This window comes from Lacticaseibacillus camelliae DSM 22697 = JCM 13995, assembly GCF_001436615.1.
GTDB classification, from domain to species: domain Bacteria; phylum Bacillota; class Bacilli; order Lactobacillales; family Lactobacillaceae; genus Lacticaseibacillus; species Lacticaseibacillus camelliae.
In genome coordinates this window covers 1-18,526 of sequence record NZ_AYZJ01000027.1, presented here as the reverse complement: position 1 = coordinate 18,526, position 18,526 = coordinate 1, and the positions used below count along the sequence as shown (strand labels likewise).

The 18,526-nt window shown below is 58.9% G+C and carries 22 protein-coding genes and 1 tRNA gene; 17 read left to right on the top strand and 6 right to left on the bottom strand.

Features of this window, described 5'->3' with window-relative positions; translation table 11 throughout:
- Positions 1–65: 65 nt before the first annotated feature.
- Entirely contained in the window at positions 66–1,019 is a 954-nt protein-coding gene (locus FC75_RS05185) for an aldo/keto reductase (RefSeq protein WP_054663703.1), read from the top strand.
- Between the two features lie 44 nt (positions 1,020–1,063).
- Here the strand turns inward: FC75_RS05185 and FC75_RS05180 are convergent, their stop codons facing one another.
- From FC75_RS05180 to FC75_RS05170, 3 genes are all read right to left on the bottom strand, one after another.
- On the bottom strand, positions 1,064–1,792 hold the full coding sequence (locus FC75_RS05180; RefSeq protein WP_082397747.1) for a glycosyltransferase family 2 protein: 729 nt from the start codon (positions 1,790–1,792) through the stop codon (positions 1,064–1,066).
- A gap of 104 nt (positions 1,793–1,896) precedes the next feature.
- A complete protein-coding gene (locus tag FC75_RS05175; RefSeq protein ID WP_056989310.1) occupies positions 1,897–2,820 on the bottom strand; it encodes an SPFH domain-containing protein in 924 nt (307 codons plus the stop codon).
- Between the two features lie 44 nt (positions 2,821–2,864).
- On the bottom strand, positions 2,865–3,056 hold the full coding sequence (locus FC75_RS05170; protein ID WP_054663709.1) for a hypothetical protein: 192 nt from the start codon (positions 3,054–3,056) through the stop codon (positions 2,865–2,867).
- A gap of 185 nt (positions 3,057–3,241) precedes the next feature.
- On the opposite strand from FC75_RS05170, the gene FC75_RS05165 reads away from it, so the two are divergent.
- Together FC75_RS05165 and FC75_RS05160 are read left to right on the top strand one after the other, a co-directional pair.
- Positions 3,242–3,976: a GH25 family lysozyme gene (locus FC75_RS05165; protein ID WP_056989309.1), complete on the top strand. Its 735-nt coding sequence runs from the start codon at positions 3,242–3,244 to the stop codon at positions 3,974–3,976.
- An 80-nt stretch (positions 3,977–4,056) separates the two neighbouring features.
- The gene (locus FC75_RS05160; RefSeq protein ID WP_056989336.1) at positions 4,057–4,413 is read left to right on the top strand and encodes a YxeA family protein; all 357 of its coding nucleotides are present in this window, start codon (positions 4,057–4,059) and stop codon (positions 4,411–4,413) included.
- Between the two features lie 66 nt (positions 4,414–4,479).
- Here FC75_RS05160 and FC75_RS05155 read toward each other — a convergent pair whose 3' ends face one another.
- Positions 4,480–4,857 carry a DUF4828 domain-containing protein gene (locus FC75_RS05155; protein WP_235808704.1) on the bottom strand — a complete coding sequence of 126 codons (378 nt, stop codon included), beginning with the start codon at positions 4,855–4,857 and terminating at the stop codon, positions 4,480–4,482.
- A gap of 127 nt (positions 4,858–4,984) precedes the next feature.
- Here FC75_RS05155 and FC75_RS05150 point away from each other — a divergent pair, with 127 nt between their 5' ends.
- The 3 genes from FC75_RS05150 to FC75_RS05140 all read left to right on the top strand — a co-directional run bounded on the left by FC75_RS05150 (position 4,985) and on the right by FC75_RS05140 (position 7,774).
- Positions 4,985–5,965: a Gfo/Idh/MocA family protein gene (locus FC75_RS05150; RefSeq protein ID WP_054663717.1), complete on the top strand. Its 981-nt coding sequence runs from the start codon at positions 4,985–4,987 to the stop codon at positions 5,963–5,965.
- Positions 5,966–5,973: 8 nt separating this feature from the next.
- Positions 5,974–7,263, top strand: coding sequence for a DEAD/DEAH box helicase (locus tag FC75_RS05145; RefSeq protein ID WP_054663720.1), 1,290 nt, complete (start codon positions 5,974–5,976; stop codon positions 7,261–7,263).
- 85 nt (positions 7,264–7,348) lie between these two features.
- On the top strand, positions 7,349–7,774 hold the full coding sequence (locus FC75_RS05140) for a DUF3284 domain-containing protein (protein WP_054663723.1): 426 nt from the start codon (positions 7,349–7,351) through the stop codon (positions 7,772–7,774).
- A 200-nt stretch (positions 7,775–7,974) separates the two neighbouring features.
- On the opposite strand, the gene FC75_RS05135 is transcribed toward FC75_RS05140, so the two are convergent.
- Positions 7,975–8,048, bottom strand: a tRNA-Arg gene (locus FC75_RS05135).
- 152 nt (positions 8,049–8,200) lie between these two features.
- Here FC75_RS05135 and FC75_RS05130 point away from each other — a divergent pair.
- The 11 genes from FC75_RS05130 (at position 8,201) to FC75_RS05080 (ending at position 17,105) form a co-directional block, all read left to right on the top strand.
- Entirely contained in the window at positions 8,201–8,884 is a 684-nt protein-coding gene (locus tag FC75_RS05130) for a zinc metalloprotease (protein WP_054663725.1), read from the top strand.
- Positions 8,885–9,159: 275 nt separating this feature from the next.
- Positions 9,160–9,426, top strand: a complete 267-nt coding sequence (locus FC75_RS05125; RefSeq protein WP_054663728.1) for a GlsB/YeaQ/YmgE family stress response membrane protein — start codon at positions 9,160–9,162, stop codon at positions 9,424–9,426.
- A 27-nt stretch (positions 9,427–9,453) separates the two neighbouring features.
- Positions 9,454–9,993, top strand: a complete 540-nt coding sequence (gene amaP, locus FC75_RS05120) for an alkaline shock response membrane anchor protein AmaP (protein WP_056989308.1) — start codon at positions 9,454–9,456, stop codon at positions 9,991–9,993.
- 16 nt (positions 9,994–10,009) lie between these two features.
- Positions 10,010–10,210 carry a DUF2273 domain-containing protein gene (locus FC75_RS05115; protein WP_054663735.1) on the top strand — a complete coding sequence of 67 codons (201 nt, stop codon included), beginning with the start codon at positions 10,010–10,012 and terminating at the stop codon, positions 10,208–10,210.
- Positions 10,211–10,217: 7 nt separating this feature from the next.
- Entirely contained in the window at positions 10,218–10,613 is a 396-nt protein-coding gene (locus FC75_RS05110; protein ID WP_082623112.1) for an Asp23/Gls24 family envelope stress response protein, read from the top strand.
- A 63-nt stretch (positions 10,614–10,676) separates the two neighbouring features.
- Entirely contained in the window at positions 10,677–11,219 is a 543-nt protein-coding gene (locus FC75_RS05105) for an Asp23/Gls24 family envelope stress response protein (protein ID WP_225350762.1), read from the top strand.
- A gap of 196 nt (positions 11,220–11,415) precedes the next feature.
- Positions 11,416–13,749, top strand: a complete 2,334-nt coding sequence (locus FC75_RS05100) for an ABC transporter ATP-binding protein/permease (protein ID WP_056989307.1) — start codon at positions 11,416–11,418, stop codon at positions 13,747–13,749.
- Positions 13,750–13,937: 188 nt separating this feature from the next.
- Positions 13,938–14,378, top strand: a complete 441-nt coding sequence (locus tag FC75_RS05095; RefSeq protein WP_056989306.1) for a PTS sugar transporter subunit IIA — start codon at positions 13,938–13,940, stop codon at positions 14,376–14,378.
- A gap of 50 nt (positions 14,379–14,428) precedes the next feature.
- Positions 14,429–15,364 (top strand): LacI family DNA-binding transcriptional regulator, encoded by a 936-nt coding sequence (locus tag FC75_RS05090; protein WP_056989305.1) that lies wholly within the window; start codon positions 14,429–14,431, stop codon positions 15,362–15,364.
- A 112-nt stretch (positions 15,365–15,476) separates the two neighbouring features.
- A complete protein-coding gene (locus FC75_RS05085) occupies positions 15,477–15,743 on the top strand; it encodes an ACT domain-containing protein (RefSeq protein WP_054663741.1) in 267 nt (88 codons plus the stop codon).
- A gap of 18 nt (positions 15,744–15,761) precedes the next feature.
- Positions 15,762–17,105: a PFL family protein gene (locus tag FC75_RS05080; RefSeq protein ID WP_056989304.1), complete on the top strand. Its 1,344-nt coding sequence runs from the start codon at positions 15,762–15,764 to the stop codon at positions 17,103–17,105.
- Positions 17,106–17,172: 67 nt separating this feature from the next.
- Here FC75_RS05080 and FC75_RS05075 read toward each other — a convergent pair whose 3' ends face one another.
- Positions 17,173–18,405, bottom strand: a complete 1,233-nt coding sequence (locus FC75_RS05075) for an aminopeptidase (protein ID WP_056989333.1) — start codon at positions 18,403–18,405, stop codon at positions 17,173–17,175.
- Between the last annotated feature and the right edge of the window lie 121 nt (positions 18,406–18,526).

Below are 18,526 nucleotides of genomic sequence, written 5' to 3'. Positions count from 1 at the left end.
TATTGTACCAGAAGCCGGCTTGACGGCGGCACTTGCCTGTGGTTAAACCGAAGTGAGGTGAAATTATGAAAACAGTAAAAATTGGCAACACAAACTGGGAAGCATCCAACGTGGCCCTGGGCATCATGCGCATGAACGCCTTATCCACAGACGAGGCGGCGGCCAGCCTGAACGCCGCGGTGGCAGCCGGCATTAACTTCATTGACTCGGCAGACATTTACGGCCAAGGCGACTCGGAGAAAGTCTTTGGCGCTGCGCTGAAACAGTCCGGCATTCGCCGCGACCAGCTGTTCATTCAGTCGAAGGGCGGCATCGTCGTCGACCCGGCGCGCTCGCATGGCAGTCTAGTGTTCGGCAAGCGCTACGACTTTTCCAAGCAGCACCTGATCGACGCCGTGGACGGCGAGCTTTCACGCATGGGGGTGGACTACCTGGATTCCTTCCTGCTGCACCGCCCGGATCCCTTGATGGAGCCAGAAGAGGTCGCTGCCGCGTTTGACGAGCTGCAGCAGGCCGGCAAGGTGCGCCACTTTGGCGTGTCCAACTTTGATCCGCAGCAGTTTGAATTCCTGCAGGAAAATGTGCGCCAGCCGCTGCTCATTAATCAGGTCCAGTTCTCTGTGATGCACACAGGCATGGTCAACGTCGGCATGCACGTGAACATGGAAGATACGCGGTCGGTCGATCACGACGGCGGCGTCCTGGCCTTTTCGCGGCGCAAGCACGTCACGCTGCAGGCGTGGTCGCCGTTCCAGTACGGGACGTTTGCCGGTGTCTACATTGACAATGATCAGTTCCCCAAGCTGAACGCCAAGCTCGCTGAGCTGGCCGAGAAGTATCACGTCTCGAAAAATGGCATCGCGGTGGCGTGGATCTTGCGTATGCCGGTGCCGTTCCAGGTCATCCTTGGCACGATGAATCCGGCGCACATCAAGGATTCCGCAGCCGGCTCCGACGTGCAGCTGACGCGCCAGGAGTGGTACGATGTCTACTTTGCAGCAGGCAATGATTTGCCTTAATGAGACGCCGTTAAGAGGACGCTGGCCGTGGGCTGGCGCCTTTTTTAATGCAGCTGGCAAGCGAGTTGGCGGATCCGGTCAAACACTTGGTCCTCGGTCTGTCGCGCTTCCCAGTTGGCGGTGTGGATCGTGCTGTTGGGGCGGTTTTGCTTCGTGTACAAAATGGCGGGCCGATAGACGTAAGGGCCCGGCGTGGCCGCGACAAAGCTCGCGGTAAAGAGGTAGTCCTCCGCGATGGGGAGGCGTTCGTCAAAGCGTAGATCAGCGCGGCGAATCGCGGCGGTGCGAAAGGCTTTGTTCCAGACATAGCCGCCAATTTCAGTGCCGTGATGAGCGACCTGGTCAAACATGGCCCGCTGGTCCAGGCGAAGTTCGCGCTCGCGTCTTTGCGGTGCAGCCCGAAACCAGCGGTAGCCGATTGTGACTGCGGCGACGTCAGTGCTCATGCCTTGCTGCAACGTGGCGGCAAACGTGGGGGCGATGCGGTCGTCGCCGTCTACGAAGGCCACCGCGCCGGTCGTCACCCGCGCCAGGCCAAAATTGCGGGCCGCGGAGACGCCGCGGTGGTGGGCAAACGCCTCGTGGTGAAAGTTGGGGATGCCGCGAACAAAGGCGCTGCCGCGGACGGCGGTGCCGTCGGTGGAGCCGTCGTCAACGAGCCACAGGATAAAGTCGGCGGTTTGGTTCGTCAGGTCTGCCAGCAGCGGCTCAAAATAGGCGCCGAGCTGGTATGTCGGGATCACGATCGTCAATGATTCAGCCATGTTACTCACCTCCACAGGTAATTATCCGCGGGGCAGGGCTGAAAACAAATAATTGGCTTGGGTATCAAAAACCGCCGGCATCTGAGGATACCGGCGGTTTGCGGGACGGTCAGTTAGTTTTCGACGTGCTTGGCGCTGGCCAGGACCTTGCCAACGGCTGGAATCTGGCCCAGTGAATCGATGGCGGTACTTGGCATGACCACGGTGTTGGACGAGCCGTTGGCCAGGGCTTCCAAGGCCTCAACGTTCTTGTAGGTCAGGTACAGGTCGCCGTTGTTTTTGAGTCCCTCGTTGATCGAGTTGATCTGGTCGCGGACGGCTTCGGCAATCAGGCGCTGTGACTCAGCCTTACCTTGAGCTTCCAGGATCTGCGTCTGCTTGTTGGCTTCCGCTTGCAGAATGTCAGACTGCTTTTCCCCTTCGGCTTTGGCGATGGCGGCCTGCTTCAGGCCTTCCGCCTCCATGATGTTGGCTTCCTTTTCACGCGAAGCCCGAAGCAGCTTGTTCATGGATTCCTGAATGGTCTTGTCCACTTGGATCGAGTCGATGTTAACGCGGTCCACGTTCAGGCCGTAGCCGGCAGTGGTGGTGGCGATCTGCTGGAACAGGGTCTGGTTGATGGTTTCGGTGCCGTTCAGGACGTCGTTCAGGTCCATGTTGCCGATGATGCCACGCAGGTTAGCGCGGGTATCTTGGACCATGGACAGCACGGAGTCCTTGTTTTGGTAAACGTAGGCGTTGACGTCGGTGATGTGGTACTTCAGCGTTTCGGAAATGCGGACCACAACGTTATCCTTCGTGATGACTTCCTGCTCGTCGACCTTCAGCGGGATCTGCTTCATGTTGACGATCTCGGTGATGCGGTAGATAAACGGTGGGACCACATGGAAGCCGGGCTGCAGGGTCTGGACATACTTCCCCAGCCGTTCCACGATGCCGACTTCCCCGGTATGAATAATGGCCATACTGGAGAACAAGATAATCAGTAGAAAAATGGCAACGATGATCACGATTGCCCAAATGATAATTCCGAACATGTTAACTCCTCCTTTGATTGTCGCAAGCGCGGCGCTCAGCTGTGCTAATACTGTAGTTGCCGCTTGGCCAGCCGGACCCCCAATCCGAGTGCTGAAGCCTCAGCCACGACCACAAGATCGCCAGTGGTCGCGCTGTCGAGCAGCCGGTAATGATAATGAATGCCAAACAGGATCACTTCGCCATTGCCCGGGTGGGTCAAGGTGAATGTCGTGCCGATCAAGCGTTCATCTAGCATGTGCTGCCTCCTTGCAACTGACCACATCATAGACCGTTTGCCGGTGACAAAATCGGTCTTGGGGCTGATTTTGTTGGCGGCGAACGCGATGTCACAACGATCAACTACCTTCATTCTACAGTAATTCTGACGGCGTGCCAGCAAATCGGTATAATAGTGGTAATTTGCTGAAAGGGGCGACAGGGATGGCGCGGCGCAGACGCAAGCGGCCCATTTACTCGAATACTTACATCAAGCGGCGCCGCATCTGGATGGTCGTTGGGGTGCTGCTGGCCGTCACCTTGGTAGCGCTTGGTGGCTGGCTGTGGACTCAGCGCAAAACCGGGGTGGCCAAGTACCCCGTGCGCGGTGTGGTGCTGTCGCAAAGCGATGGAAGCGCCGATTTTCAGGCGCTGCAAAGCTCCGGGGTGGCCTTTGTCTACCTGAAAAGCACGCAAGGCGCAAGCTTCTTTGACGACAGTTTCGCCACGAACTATCAGCAGGCCAGCGGCAGCGGCCTTGAGGTCGGGGTGTATCACTACTTCTCGTTTGACAGCGACCCGGGCGCGCAGGCGGATTATTTTGCCGAGAAAGTGGGCAAAAATATTGGCACACTGCCCATTGGGCTGCGCGTGGTTTTTTACGGTGGCTACGCCGATCACCCGCCCAAGCCTGCGGTGCTGAAGGCCAAGGTGCAGGCGTTCATTGTTGAGCTGCGCCGCTACACCACGCGGCCGCTGGTTCTGATGGGCAGCCCGACCGCGCTGGGCGAGTTGAAAGGCCTCGACCGGTCGGCCAAACGCTGGGTGATCAGTGGCGGCAGGCCGCGGTTTGACGGCGCAGCTTTCTGGCAAGACGGCACGCTGACCGCTGCCGGTACGGCCTACACCGCCGTCGCCTTTATGGGCAGTAAGCAGGCGCTGAAGGCGGCCGGCGAATAACAAAATTGTCACCCAACTGTTAGGTCAATCGATGGCGGAAAGACTGACTGGCGCCGATACTAACAGGTGAGGTGATGATGATGAAAAAAGTATTGGTCGGGCTGGTCCTGCTGCTGGCGCTGGCGTTTGGCGGCTACCAATTAGTGGCCGTGCTTTCGTACGGCGGCACGACTTACTATACCAAGGTCACGACCGGCGGCGAGCGGATTTCCCCGCAAGACGACAAAGGCCGCCACTACACCGATTATCGCTACCACCTGACTGGGTACGATGAAAAGGGGCATAGCCGAATGCTTGACTTCAACGCCAACAAGGCTCGGCCGCTGAAGCAAGGCGCCTACCTGAAGCTGGTGTACAACACTAAAAAAGGCGTTACGCGCTGGGAAGCCGTGGACAGCGTCGACGTCCCGCAGCGCGCCTTAAGCCGGATTAATTAGAAGATGAGAAAAAGCCGACCACTTCGCAATTGAAGTGATCGGCTTTTGCGTGCGCCCGCAGAATGGTCACGACTCATCAGTGGGGGTCGTCGGGGCGATAATGTTGTAAGTGGTGTCTTCAGCCTCATCGTAAACCTTAGTTGGGCCGCTTTCGCCGTTGGTGATGATGAGCTGGTAGCCGTAGTGGTCAAGGAACGTGAGGCGGTCGGTCGAAATGCCGGTCACTGTGCCCGGCAGGACCCGACCGTCAATTTTGATGGCCAGATCCTTTGACACCACGATTTGGTGGGTTTTATTGGTCAGCTCGTCTAAAAAGGCATAACGGCCCGTGTACTGCTGGGCCAGTGTTTCCATCGGCGTTGGCGCCGGGTTGCCGTGGCGGTGATGCCGGTGCGGCACACTGTTTTTTAAGCCTTTAATGAGATTGTGCACGAATGATGGCATCCCTTGACCCCCTATTTATGATACCCTCATCATAGCATGCAGTTGTTACGCTGAGGTATCAGAATCAAATCGGTCTGTTACAATATCTTTAAAAGCATCTTTGAAAAATGAGAAAGGTGGGACCACTTTGAAATTAGGAATTATCGGCACGAATGGCATTACGGTCCAGTTTGTGGAGGCGGCAGAAGGAACCGGGCATTTTCAGCTCACGGCGGTGTACTCGCGCCACGAGGAGACGGCGCGTCAGTTTATCGTCGAGACCCACGATGCGGCCATCTACACCGATTTGGCGGCGTTTTTCGCCAGCCCAATCGACGTGGTGTACATTGCCAGTCCCAACGGCTTGCACGCGGGCCAGGCCATCCAGGCGCTGAACGCGGGCAAGCACGTCATCGTGGAAAAACCGATGGTGACCGACCGCAGTCAGCTGGCGGCGCTTGAAGAGGCGCAGGCCGCCCATCCGGACCAGCTAGTCTTTGAGGCGGCGCGCCACGTTTATGACCCGAATTACCAAGTGATCGCCGATTACGTGAAGAATCACAAGGGTGCGCTGTGCGGTGCAACGCTGGTGAATGCCAAGTACTCCTCGCGTTATGATGCGTATCTGGCCGGGGATGATCCCAACATCTTTTCGCCACGCTTTGGCGGCGGCGCCCTGATGGACCTTGGCGTTTACTCCGTGTACACAGCCATCGGCTGGTTTGGCCTGCCCAGCGAGGTGGTTTACCTGCCCAACGTGCTGTCCAGCGGGGTCGACGGCAGCGGGGTGGCCAGCCTGTCTTACGACTTTGGCAACGTGACTTTGCTGATCGGGAAAAATTACATCACGCAGGCCCCAAGCGAAATCTACTTTGGCAAAACGACGCTGAGTTTCGGCGCGACCGGCGTGCTTGATCATGCGCACACCTTTGGCGTCGATGCGCAAGACTTGGCCAAGCCGCAAGTCGAAAATCCCCTGGCTTACGAGGCCGACTACTTTGGCCGCGCCATCGAGACCGGCGACCACGCGGCGTTTGCCAAAGCGTTTAACTTGGCCAAGCAGGTGCACACGGTGATGGGCCAGCTGCGCGCGACCACGGACATTCACTTCGGGACAGACCCGGAATAGGAGACAACATGCCAATTGCATCAATGTTTAAACCCCTGTGGGACGCGGCCGGCTTCAAGGCCGAAACGCCCATTCAGGAAAAAGTTTATCAGCCGCTGAAGGATGGCCAATCACTGGTCGGCCTGGCCCCTACTGGGTCGGGCAAGACCCTGGCCTTTGCGCTGCCGCTGCTGGAGCAAACGGCGGTTGGCGCGGGCTTGCAGCTGTTGGTCGTCAGCCCGTCGCAGGAGCTGGCGATTCAGACCCGTGACGTGCTGCGGCCTTATGCCAAAGCCGCCGGGCTGCACCTGGTTGGCGTGACCGGTTCCGCCAACGTGAAGCGCCAGCTGGAGCAGCTCAAGGAAAAACCCGAGGTGATCATCGCCACGGCCGGCCGGCTGCTGGAGCTGGTGCAATCGCGCCGCCTGAAGCTGGCCAGTTTGCGGACTTTGGTGATCGATGAGGCAGATGAGATGCTGCGCGACCCAGGGCTGGGTCAGGTCCGCGAACTGGCGGAAGCGGCGCCGGCCGAAGTGCAGTTGGCCTTTTTCAGCGCGACTGACAGTCCGATGTTCAAGGAGCTGGCCGCGCAGTTTGGCCAGGACGTAGAAATCATTGACGTGCGCGCCTTCGACCACACGCAAGGGGCGGTCGTGCACTACTTTGTCCAAACCGATAATGCGCACCGCGAGGTCTGGTTGCGGCACCTGGCTCACCTGGATAAGTTCCAGGCCTTGGTGTTCTTTAACCAAAACGCCGTGATGATGAAGGTTGCGCGGACCCTCAGCCACCAGAGCGTGAAGTTTGCAGTGCTGAATCGCACCGATCGTTCGACAACGCGCGCCAACGCGTTGAACGCCTTTCGCAAGCACAAGGTGACACTGCTTTTGGTCACCGACTTGGCTGGGCGCGGGCTGGACATTCCGCACCTGCCGGCGGTCATCAACTACCAGACGCCAACGCGGGCCGAGGCTTACATCCACCGGGCCGGGCGCACCGGGCGAATGGGCGCCAAGGGCATGGTCCTGACGCTGGGCGACGACCACGACCTGCGGGACTTGCGCAAGCTGGTGCCGCAGTACCAGATCGTGCGCGGCTATTTGACCGATGGCAAAATGACCACCGAAGCGTCAAAGGAGGCGCCGGTTGCGCCACTTAAGCCCGCCCAAGCTGAGCAGTCGGCAGCAGCCAAGCAACCGGCAGTGCCGCAAGCGAGTGTGCTGAAACCGGCGGCCAAGGCGGTGCCGCCGCTCAGGAAGAAACACCACAAGAAGCGGTTGCGGGACCAGAAGAACAAGGGCAAGCGGCGGCCAAAATAGCCCCCCCTTGCGTCAGCCTGCGCATTAGCTGATAATGGGTGGTATAGACTACGCCAAGCGCGCAGATATTCGGAGGCCTTTTTAGATGAAAGTAACAAGTACGGTCGATGCACCAGTCGACTTTTTCTATCAAAAACTGATCGATTCGGTTCTTTACGACATTAAGCATGAAACCGGCCAAGATCTGACTTTTACGCAGTTGTCTGGGTTTGAATACAAGAAGTCCATGGGCGCCCGCGGCACGATTCGCATTAAGATTGCGCAGCTGGTGCAAAACCAGACCTACGCGTTCGATACCATTGCCGGTGGTGACACTTACCACACGCGTTACGATTTGACCGGCACGGAGGACAATAAGACCGACGTGGTTTACCACGAAAACGCGGATTACGCCGACGATATCAAGAAAACCAATAACATGATCATGATGGTCCTGATCGGCTGGAGTAAGAAGCGCCGCATGAAAAAAATGTGGGACAGCGTGGCTGCCTCTTACCAAGACGGCGAGTAGCGTCGGCGACTGAGACATCACCCGGTTTTAGCCAAAAACATCAGCGCCTCTGCATTGCGGTTCGGTTTTAGGATCGCGGTGCAGAGGCGTTTGTGTGCTCAGGCGGCGCTGATGGCACGCGCCTGGATGATTTTGGCTGTTTGGCCATGAAAAAAGCCCGGTAGTCGCCATGGACTGCCGGACGGATAGTAGTTGATCACTGCGCTCTATCGGAATCGAACCGATGATCTTCTGCTTAGGAGGCAGTTGCTCTATCCTGCTGAGCTAAGAGCGCGAATAATTTAATTCTGCGCTAAACCCGAATTGCTGTCAACTCACTGACAGCCAAAAAGCCGAAATGCCGGCATTTAAGCCATGACCGGGCCCGGCCGGCAGGCGCTTCATGGTAAAATGGCCACGTGTGTACTAGAAGGGGGCAAAGAGTCAGTGATCTATCTTCAAACGGTCGGCGGCACGCTGGGGAATTTGCTCGCGATGGCCATTATTCTATCCTGGATCAACGGCCGAACGATTCAGCACATCGTGAACGTCACCGGTAAGTCAAACGCACAGCTGCCTCTGATGAAGCCCGGCCTGTGGGTCCACGAAACGGCGCATGCGCTGGTCGGGCGCTTGTTTGGGCTGCGCATCCAGGAGTTCTCGGTTTCCCAAAGCGCCGATCGCCGCTCGGCAGGGCACGTGACGTTCAGGTTTAAGAAGCATTCGCTGTGGCAGCGGCTGGGCCTGTTTTTTGCCGGCGGGGCTCCTGTTTGGGTGTTCGGCGCGGTGGTCTTGATGATCGGCAAGCGGGCGTTTTGGCCTGGCCAGCCGCTGGCGCTAGTCGGCTGGGGGACCATTTTACCGGCTTGGCCGTGGGCCTTGGCGTGGTTGGTGATCACGCTGACGCTGAGCTTTGGGGCCAGTCTGTCTGCCGCCGATCTGCACACGACGCTGCGCGGCATGCCAGCGTTTGCCGTCATGCTGCTGGCAGTTTCAGGCGTGCTGACGCTGGTCGCGCCGAGCGCTTTGACCAGCTGGTCGGCGCTGAATGTCCTGATGGCCTGGATTGGTGGGCTGCTCATCGTGATCGCACTGGCGATGAATTTGATCAGCCATTTGCTTTGGCGCTGACGGCTGCTTCGGACAGTCGTTTTTTATTATTATTAGTTAATCATTTCAATAAGCATTTTAATTGCTAATCATCGCAATATTTAGTTACGATGATATTAGGCAGGAGAGTCCTGCCACAGTATCCCCGAGGCGCTGGAAGCGCACGCTGCCAGCTTATGCGGCACCGAGTATCCTAGGTCACTCGGCGCTGCGCTCGATTGTTGACAACGGATGGCCCCGGTATGGCAGTGCCAAGCCGGCGCCGTCTCGACAATCCACTGAAGGGAGTGGGAACTATGTTACATCTGATCTGGGTCCTCATTATTGGGGCCGTGATTGGCGCGATCGGTTCGCTGATCGTTGGCCGCGACATGCCTGGTGGCTGGATCGGCAATATCGTTGGTGGTCTGGTTGGCGCCTGGGTGGGCGGTAGTCTGCTCGGCAACTGGGGCCCGAACGTTGCCGGTATGGCGATCATTCCGGCCATTATCGGCGCGATGGTCGTGGTGTTCGTCGTTTCACTGCTGATTGGAATGACCGGGAAAAAGCGTGACCGCGCCTAACCGCCATTTCCTAAAGGAGGGAAAACGATGCGCCCACTGACCAAAGCACTACTCGGGCTGGTCGCCGTGATCGGCATCGTCCAAGCCTTAGCGGTCATGGCGCTGACCTGGCCGCTGGCCGGCGTTCGCGCCTGGCTGCTGGTGTACTGGCAGCCTGCGCACTGGGTCCTGTTCGGCCTGGCGGCGTTTGTCGGCATCACGTTCCTGATCATGCTGCTGGTGGCGGTGCTTCGGCCAGCTACCACCACGAAGTTGACGCTGGCAAGCGACCAAGGCGACCTGTCCGTGTCCAAGCGGGCGGTTGAAAACACCGTTGCCAAGGCGGTTGCAGCTGAACATCCGGTCAAAGGGGTGGCGGTTGCGGCCACGATGCACAAGAGCCACGTGAAGCAGGCCACCATCGATGCCTACAGTCTTGATCCGACTGACTTGAAAGCCCAGGCAGCGGGTATCGAGAAAACGGCCCAAACCAAGCTTGAGCACTTGCTTGGCGTTCCGGTGAAGAAGATCAAGGTCAACCTTCACCCTGGCGCGAAGGCGCCGGGCAATGCCGCCCGGGTGCTGTAGCGAGAAAGGAGGCGTCATGCCCAACAACATGATCGGCGCATTGATCGGCGCAGGGTTAGCCCTGGCCTGGATGCGCTTCGGCTTTCTCGGCATGCTGTTTGTGATTCTGGCGGCGGCCGGAGGTTACGCGATCGAGCGCTACTTATGGCCGCGCCGTGCTGCCCTGATGGCCTTTTTCCAAAACGGCGCTGAAAATCGCCGGCGGGAGGTGAGGTAATTTGCCGATGCAAACCATGACTGATCCCGGTGTTGCCACTCTGAAAACCAACTCTAAATTGACGTTTGACCCGTATGTCCTGGAAAAAATTGCGGGCGTTTGCGCCCAGAAGATCCCAGGCATCCTGGCAATGGACGGCAACGTGGTCGACAAGATGGCCGAAAGTCTGGGCCGCGACGAAAAAATCACCAAGGGCATCAAGGCCGAGGTCGGCGAGCACCAAGTCGCGATCGACATGACGGCGCTGCTGGCGTTCGATGCCGATGCCCGCGAGATCCACGACGCCTTGATCCAGGACGTTGATACAGCGGTGATGCGCATGACCGGCCTGCAGCTGGTCGAGCTGAACCTGCACGTGTCGGATGTGCTGACCAGAAGCGAGTGGCAGAAGCGCCAGAGCTAAGCCACCGGAAGTACTCTCAGTGACGCTGGCCGACTGGTTCGGCCGCTGCCTAAGGAGGCCACGATGACTAACGAAGAAATGAAGCACAACTTGAACCGGTTAGACAAAGACACCACCGAACTGTATGCTAATGATCATCCGTACGAGCACGCTGCGTCTGCAGAACCGAAAGACGCAACCGCGCCTCACGATCTGAAAAAGGAACTGCGCTTTGACGACGCGGTGATCGAAAAAATCGCCGGCATCACCGCCAGCGACGTGGATGGGCTGCTGCGGCTTGAAGGTGGCATGTTCCACGACATGACCGACTTCCTGCGCAAGGATGACGATCCGAAGGCGGGTGTTTCGGTGAACGTGGACGACAACCAGAAGGTCAAGATCGAACTGGACGCGACAATGCGCTACGGCGAAGAAGCGCCCAAAGTGTTCGCACAGGCGACCGACGAAATCGTGAAGAACGTAAAGCAGATGACCGGCATGGACGTGACCGAAGTGAAAATGACGGTCAAGGACATGCTGACCGACGATGAGATCGAAGCGGAAAAAGCTAAGCAGAACAAAGACGCAATGACGAAGGACGACGACCGCGACATGCAGCCGGCCTAAGCCTTTCTGAATCACTCCCGAAGAGTCGTGCAGCCCCCTGCGCGACTCTTTTGGCGATTAATCAGTCTTGCGGCGGAGGCATTCGGCATGACAGGCTGTCATAATAACCTTCTGGCATTCTAAGCGGTGAAAAAAGGTGACGACTCGCCCGGTAAACGCGTATGCTTAGAATCAACAAGAACGAGGAGGCTACATCGTGCTGGAACTCAAACACATTAAGAAGTATTACCACGTCGGTGACACCCTGACCAAGGCCCAGGATGACGTTTCCGTCGCGTTTCGCAAGCAGGAGTTCGTCGCCATTCTCGGCCCCAGCGGCTCGGGGAAAACGACCATGCTCAACATCATCGGCGGGCTCGACCGGTACGATTCAGGCGACCTTTTGATCAAGGGACGCTCGACCAAGGACTTCAAGGACGCGGACTGGGACGCTTACCGGAACAACTCGGTCGGCTTTATTTTCCAGTCTTACAACCTGATCACTCACCTGTCCATCATGGAAAACGTCGAAATGGGGATGACCCTGTCCGGGGTGCCCGCGGCGGAGAAGAAGAAGCGGGCCGAAGACGCCTTGATCCGCGTCGGTCTCAAGGACCACATGCACAAGCAGCCGAGCCAGCTGTCCGGCGGCCAGATGCAGCGCGTCGCGATTGCCCGCGCCATCGCCAATGACCCCGAGATCCTGCTGGCCGATGAGCCGACTGGGGCGCTGGATTCCGAGACCTCCGAGGAAATCATGCAGCTGATCCAGGACCTGTCGCGCGAGCGCCTCGTCATCATGGTCACGCACAATCCGGATCTGGCCAAGAAGTACGCGGACCGCGTGATTAACTTCGCTGACGGCAAAATCATGCACGACTCGCACCCGCATGTTGAGGCGGCAAAGGCCGAGGCCTTTGAGCTGAAGCGCACCAAGATGAGCTACCTGACTGCGCTGAAGCTGTCCTGGACCAACATCCGCACCAAAAAAGGGCGCACGTTCCTCACGGTTTTCGCCTCCAGTATCGGGATTATCGGCATCGCGGTGGTCCTGGCGCTGTCCAACGGCTTCCAGAAGCAGATCGACAAGACGCAAAGTGAGGCGATGGCCTCCATGCCGGTGACGATTTCGCAAACCGGCACGGATACCAACTCGCTGATGACCGGGACGGACACCAAGACGTTTTCGAAGGCTGATCACGTGACCGCGGAAAAAAGTGCCGCGGACAAGGCGCAGCACACAAACAAGCTGAGCCGGGCTTACCTGGATTACCTGGACAAAATGCCGACCGGGGATGCGCGCAACATCGCGGTTTCTTACGGCACGGGCATGAACCTGATCCGCCAGGTCAATGGCAAGTACAAGGCCGTCAGCTTTTCCACGGCCAATCCGGACAGCGGCAGCGCCGATTATGGCTCGATGATGGCCGCGTCCACCGGCGTTGGCGGCGCGGTTTACCCCGTGCGCCGCACCAGCTCGGGCAAGACCTTCTTGCAGACCTACTACAAGGTTTTGGCTGGCCGCTACCCGCAAAAGAGTACCGACATTGTGCTGGTAGTCGACAAGAAGAACACCGTCAACATCAACGCGCTGAAGAACCTCGGCATCACGGTCAAGGAAGGCCAGAAGTTTAACTACAACGACCTGATCGGCACGACGGTGAAGCTGGTCACCAACGACAACTATTACATGAAGCTGCCGACAGGGACCTATCTCCCCAACCAGGACCTGAGCAGCGCCGCCGCGGCGCCTTCGACTAAGACCCTCACCGTTGCCGGCATCGTCCGCGTGAAGTCGAAGAACTCTGATGGCTTACTGGCGTCTGGGATCGCGTACAGTTCGGCGCTGACCAAGCAGGTGTTGAATGACAACAAGGACTCCGCAATCGTGGCCGCGCAAAAGGCCAGTCAAACCAACGTTATGACCGGTCAGCCGATGGACCAGGCGACGCGGTCGGCCATGCTGACCACGCTGGGCGGCACCAGCACGCCGATTTCCATCCAGATCTACCCGACCACGTTCAAGCTTAAGGACAAGGTCCTCAGCTACCTCGACAAGTGGAACAAGGACCACAAGCAGGCCGACAAGGTGATTTACACCGACTTGGCCGGCACTGTGTCCGACATGACCGGCGGCCTGATGGATGCGATCACCTACGTGCTGGTTGCCTTTGCCGCGATCTCGCTGGTTACCTCGATGATCATGATTGCGATTTTGACCTACACCTCGGTCATTGAACGCACCAAGGAAATTGGGGTGCTCAAGGCGCTGGGGGCCCGGAAGAAGGACATTACCCGCGTGTTTGACGCGGAGACCTTCATCCTGGGAATCGGGGCCGGCCTGTTCGGCATCGTGGTCGCCTGGGCGCTGACCTTCCCAATCAACGTCGTGCTGGAGAATGTGACCGGCTTGGCCGGTGTGGCCGTCCTCAATCCGGTCCACGCGGTCATCCTGGTGATCATCTCGACGGTGCTCACGCTGCTGGGTGGTCATGTGCCAGCCCGGATGGCGGCGAAGAAGGATGCGGCGATCGCGCTGCGGTCCGAGTAAAGTCATCGCTTCAGCAATCGAAACCGTCCGCAACTTGCGGGCGGTTTTTGTGTTGCCCAAACTTTTTTCAATTTTTTTGCTGAAAGCGCTTGACCTGAAACCCGTCCCACAAATTACAGTGACCTTGTTGATAGGAACAGCGATTCGATCCGCGGCGAAGCGCATGGCAATTACAGGAGGTCATCATCATGTTTGACACATTATTTCACAAGACAGCGCTTTTGAATCTGGACCTGGCGGATCACTCGGAGCTCGGCGCGCTTGACGAGGCTGCCAAGGAGGCGGCCAAGGCTTTCAAGCTGAATGAAACCGCACTGCACGCCAGCATGCTGGCCAGCGAGGCCCAGGGTGCGCAATTTGCCGGTGACCACGCGGCAATCGTCTACGCCTCCAGCGATGAGCTGACCGCCCCGAAGGCCTTGCTGCTCACGCTGGCCGACCCGGTGGCCTGGGGGTCTGGGGTCAGCGGCCGGCAGGTGAGCCAGCTGGTCGTGCTGGCGATGCCCGGCGACCACAGCGATGAGGAAAAGCAGGCCGTCATCGCGACCATCCGGCGCAAACTCAGCGGTGGTGTGCCCAGTCAGGCGCGGGACGCCGAGAAGTTTGCCCGCACCTTGTTGACTGACTGAGCCGGCGCTTGGCCACCGCTTCTGGTAGACTAAGGGGTGGAGGGGTCATCATGACAAATATTCACGATATTGCGCGCATCAGCGGTTACTCGGTTTCAACCGTGTCTCGGGTGTTGAACCACCGGAAGTACGTTTCCGACGACGTGCGCCGGCGCGTCCAGGCCGTGATCGACGACCTGGACTACGCGCCCAGCGAAGTCGCGCGCGACCTGAGCCGCGGCAAGACCATGAAAATTGGGGTCGTGCTGCCGGTGTTTGTGCACCCGTACTACACGGCGCTGATGCAGAGCATCACCGAGTCCGCGTTTGCGCACGGGTATCAGGTGACCTTGCTGCCGTCGAACTACCAGCCCAAGCTGGAAAAACAGTTTCTGGAGCAGTTTCGTCGGCGCTCGTTTGACGGGCTGATTTTCACCTCGCACGAAATGCCGCTGGCGGCAGTGGCCAAGTACCAGCAGTTCGGGCCGGTGGTGGTCTGCGAAGACCCCGGCGACGTTAAAATCGCCGCTGCGTTCACCGACCGCAAGGATAGCTACCGGGCGGCCTTTGAGTGGATCAAAGCCCGCGGCTATCGGCGCATCAGCTTGATGCTGCCCCGCGAGCCCAAGCTGTCTGCAACCTCGCGGACCATGGTCGAGGCCTACACCGCCGCGTTCGGGGCGGCGCCGGACCCCAAGGCCAACTGGATCGGGTCGATGACGAACGAGGACGGCAAGGCGGCCGGCGCTTTTTTCGCCAAGGTGCAGCCGGATTTCATCTTCACCAACGGCGATGACATTGCCGCCGGCGTCCTGGAGTACTACATTCAGCACGGGCTGCAGCCGCCGGCGATGATGGGCCAGGAGAATCAGACGACCGGGCGCTTGATGGGCATTTCCACCATCGACCATCACCTCGCGTCTGTCGGCCAAGCCGCGCTGGCCCTGGCGACCGGCGAAAAAGTCGGCACGATCGAAATCACGTCCCAGTTTATTGCCAGAGGTTAGGTCAACAGTGGCCCGCGCATGGTGCGGGCCATTTTTGCGCCTTGCGAAAAATCAGCCCGAAAAAGTTTCGGTATGCTAAACTGAGAACAAATAACTTTGCGGAGGCGGTTTCATGCAAGTGATCATCACAGTGATCGGAACGGATAAAGTGGGCATCATCGCGGCGGTGACGACTAAGTTGGCGGCGCTGGACGTGAATATTTTGGACGTGTCCCAAACCATCATGCGCGGCGCCTTTACCATGATGCTGCTGGCCCAGCTGCCCGAAACCGCTGATTTCACCGCGGTCAAGAACCAGATGCAGGCGCTAGGGGCCGACGTCGGTGTTGACGTCAAAATCGCACGGCAGGAGATTTTCGACGCGATGCACAAGCTTTAACGGTCAAGGAGGACCACGATGGAAACCAATCAGATCAAAGAAACCATCGAGATGATCAGCGAGGAAAATCTCGATATCCGCACCATCACTATGGGCATCTCGCTGTTGGACTGCATTGCCGGCGACACGCGCGAAACGGCCAAGCGCATTTATGGCAAAATCACCAAGAAGGCGGCCGACCTGGTCGCGGTGGCCGATGCAATCGAGAACGAGTTCGGCATTCCCATTGTCAACAAGCGCATCAGCGTGACGCCCGTTGCGCTGCTTGCCGGCAGCGATCCGCAGCCCGCTTTTCCGGTCATCGCGCAGGCCATGGACCGGGCGGCGAAGGCGGTGAACATCGATCTGATCGGGGGCTATTCTGCCACCGTGCAGGCAGGGTGCACGCCAGCCGACCTGGCGCTGATGAAGAGTATTCCCGAGGCGCTGGCCGCGACCGACCGGGTTTGCGCCTCGGTCAACGTGGGGGCGACCCGCAGTGGGCTGAACATGGACGCCGTCAAGCTGATGGGCCAGGTGGTTAAGGACGTGGCCGCAATCGACCCGGTGAACGCGATGAAGCTGGTGATTTTCGCCAACGCGGTGGAGGACAATCCCTTCATGGCCGGTGCGTTCTGGGGCGTGTCGGAAGGCGACGTGGCCATCAACACCGGCGTTTCCGGCCCCGGGGTGGTGCAGCGCGCGATTGCGGATGCGCCGAACGCGTCGTTCGAACAAGTCTGTGAAAAAATCAAGCAGACCGCGTTCAAGGTTTCGCGCATGGGTCAGTTCGTGGGCAAAGTCGCGGCCGAGCGGCTGGGGGTACCGTTCAACATTGTCGACCTGTCGCTGGCGCCGACGCCGGCCCGCAACGATTCGGTGGCCCAGATTCTGGAAACGCTGGGGCTAAGCCATGTTGGTACGCCGGGGACCACGGCGGCGTTGGCACTGCTGAACGATGCGGTCAAAAAAGGCGGCATCATGGCGGCGGAAAAAGTGGGCGGTCTTTCCGGTGCGTTCATTCCCGTCTCGGAGGACGCCAACATGATCGCGGCGGCCGAAGCCGGGCAGATCAGCATCGAAAAGCTCGAGGCGATGACCGCCGTCTGCTCCGTGGGCCTGGACATGATTGCCATCCCGGGCAAAACCACCGCTGCCACCATCAGCGGCATGATTGCGGACGAGGCAGCCATCGGCATTGTCAACAACAAGACCACAGCGGTCCGGGTGATCCCGGTGCCCGGCAAGGACGTCGGGGAGTCAATCGAGTTCGGCGGGCTGTTCGGCCGCGCGCCGATCATGGCAGTGAACGATGGTGATCCTAGCGTGTTCATCAACCGCGGCGGCCAGATCCCGGCGCCGATTCACAGCTTCAAGAACTGAGGCCAAAAAAACCAGCGCAGCCCTCGTTTTCGAGGACCGCGCTGGTTTTGGCTTGGACGGCTGCAGGTCAGGCCCAGTCACCACCGCGGAAAATCGGGATGATGGTGCCGTCTTGTTTGATGCCATCGATGTCCATCTGGGCCGAGCCCATCATGAAGTCGACGTGCGTGTCGGCCACGTTGAGGCCGCGGGCGGTCAGGCCCTCAGGCGTCAGCTTGGTGCCGCCTTCAATGGAGAACGGGTAGGCCATGCCAAGGGCCATGTGATCGGAGGCGTTCTCGTCGTACAGGGTGCTGAAGAAAATCAGGCCGGACTGGCTGATGGGCGAAGGGTCCGGCACCAGTGACACCTCACCCAAAGAGCGCGCCCCAGGAATGGCCAGCAGGTGCTGCAGGACCTCGTTGCCCTGGCCGGCGTGCGCTTCAACGACGCGGCCGTTTTTAAAGGTGAAATGCATGTCCTGCAAAATGCTGCCGGAGTAGGAAAGCGGCTTGGTCGAGGCCACCATGCCGTCGATGCGGCGGTTGTCCGGCGCCGTGAAGACCTCCTCGGTCGGCATGTTGGCGGTGAAGGTTTCACCCTGGGCGTTTTCACCGCTGCCGCCGTTCCAGATGTGATCTTCCGGCAGGCCCACGGTGAGGTCGGTGCCAGGCGCGCGGTAATGCAGCGCATCGAACTGCTCGCTGTTCAGCCAGGCCGCTTTATCCCGCAGCTTAGCCTCGTGCTTGGCCCAGGCGGCTTCGGGGTCCGCTTCATAGATGCGCACCGTCTTGAAAATGGCGTCCCAGAGCTTGTCGGTGGCCGCTTCAGGCGTGTCGCCTGGAAAGACCTTGGCCGCCCATTTCGGCGATGCGGCGCCGATGATCGTCCAGGCGATCTGGTTGCTGGAAATGGCCGTGCTCAGGTCGGCGTAGCTGCGCTGGAAGGCCGTTTGATAGGCGGCAACGCGGGCCTGATCGACGCCAGCCAGGTTGTCGGGGTCGCTGGAAGTCACGGTGATGCGCTTGGCCTGATGCGCCAGCCAGTAGTCAAACATGGCTTTCATTTGCGGCGCCTGGTGATTCAGGCGGTCTGGGGCCAGGTGCAGCATGTCCTGGCGCTTGGCAAAGTCGTCCTGCCACCAGACTTGGACCTCGGCCGCACCGCGCGCGTAGGCAGTGGCAATGATCTTGTGGGCCAGGGGGAGCTGATCAGTCGCGATTTGCAGATACACCGTGTCGCCAGGCCCGACCCCCACCCCAGTGTCGACCGCCAAAGCGGCGTATTTATCGAGCAATTGATCAAAATTCGGTAGAGTCATGGCGTTAGCCTCCTTAGGTTTGGTTTCATTGTAGCCGCTTGCAAGGCGCTGCTCAATGAGTTTTTGTTCCTCAATTTTCAAGTCAAGTGCAACGATGATAACGAATCCTTGATAGTGGTCT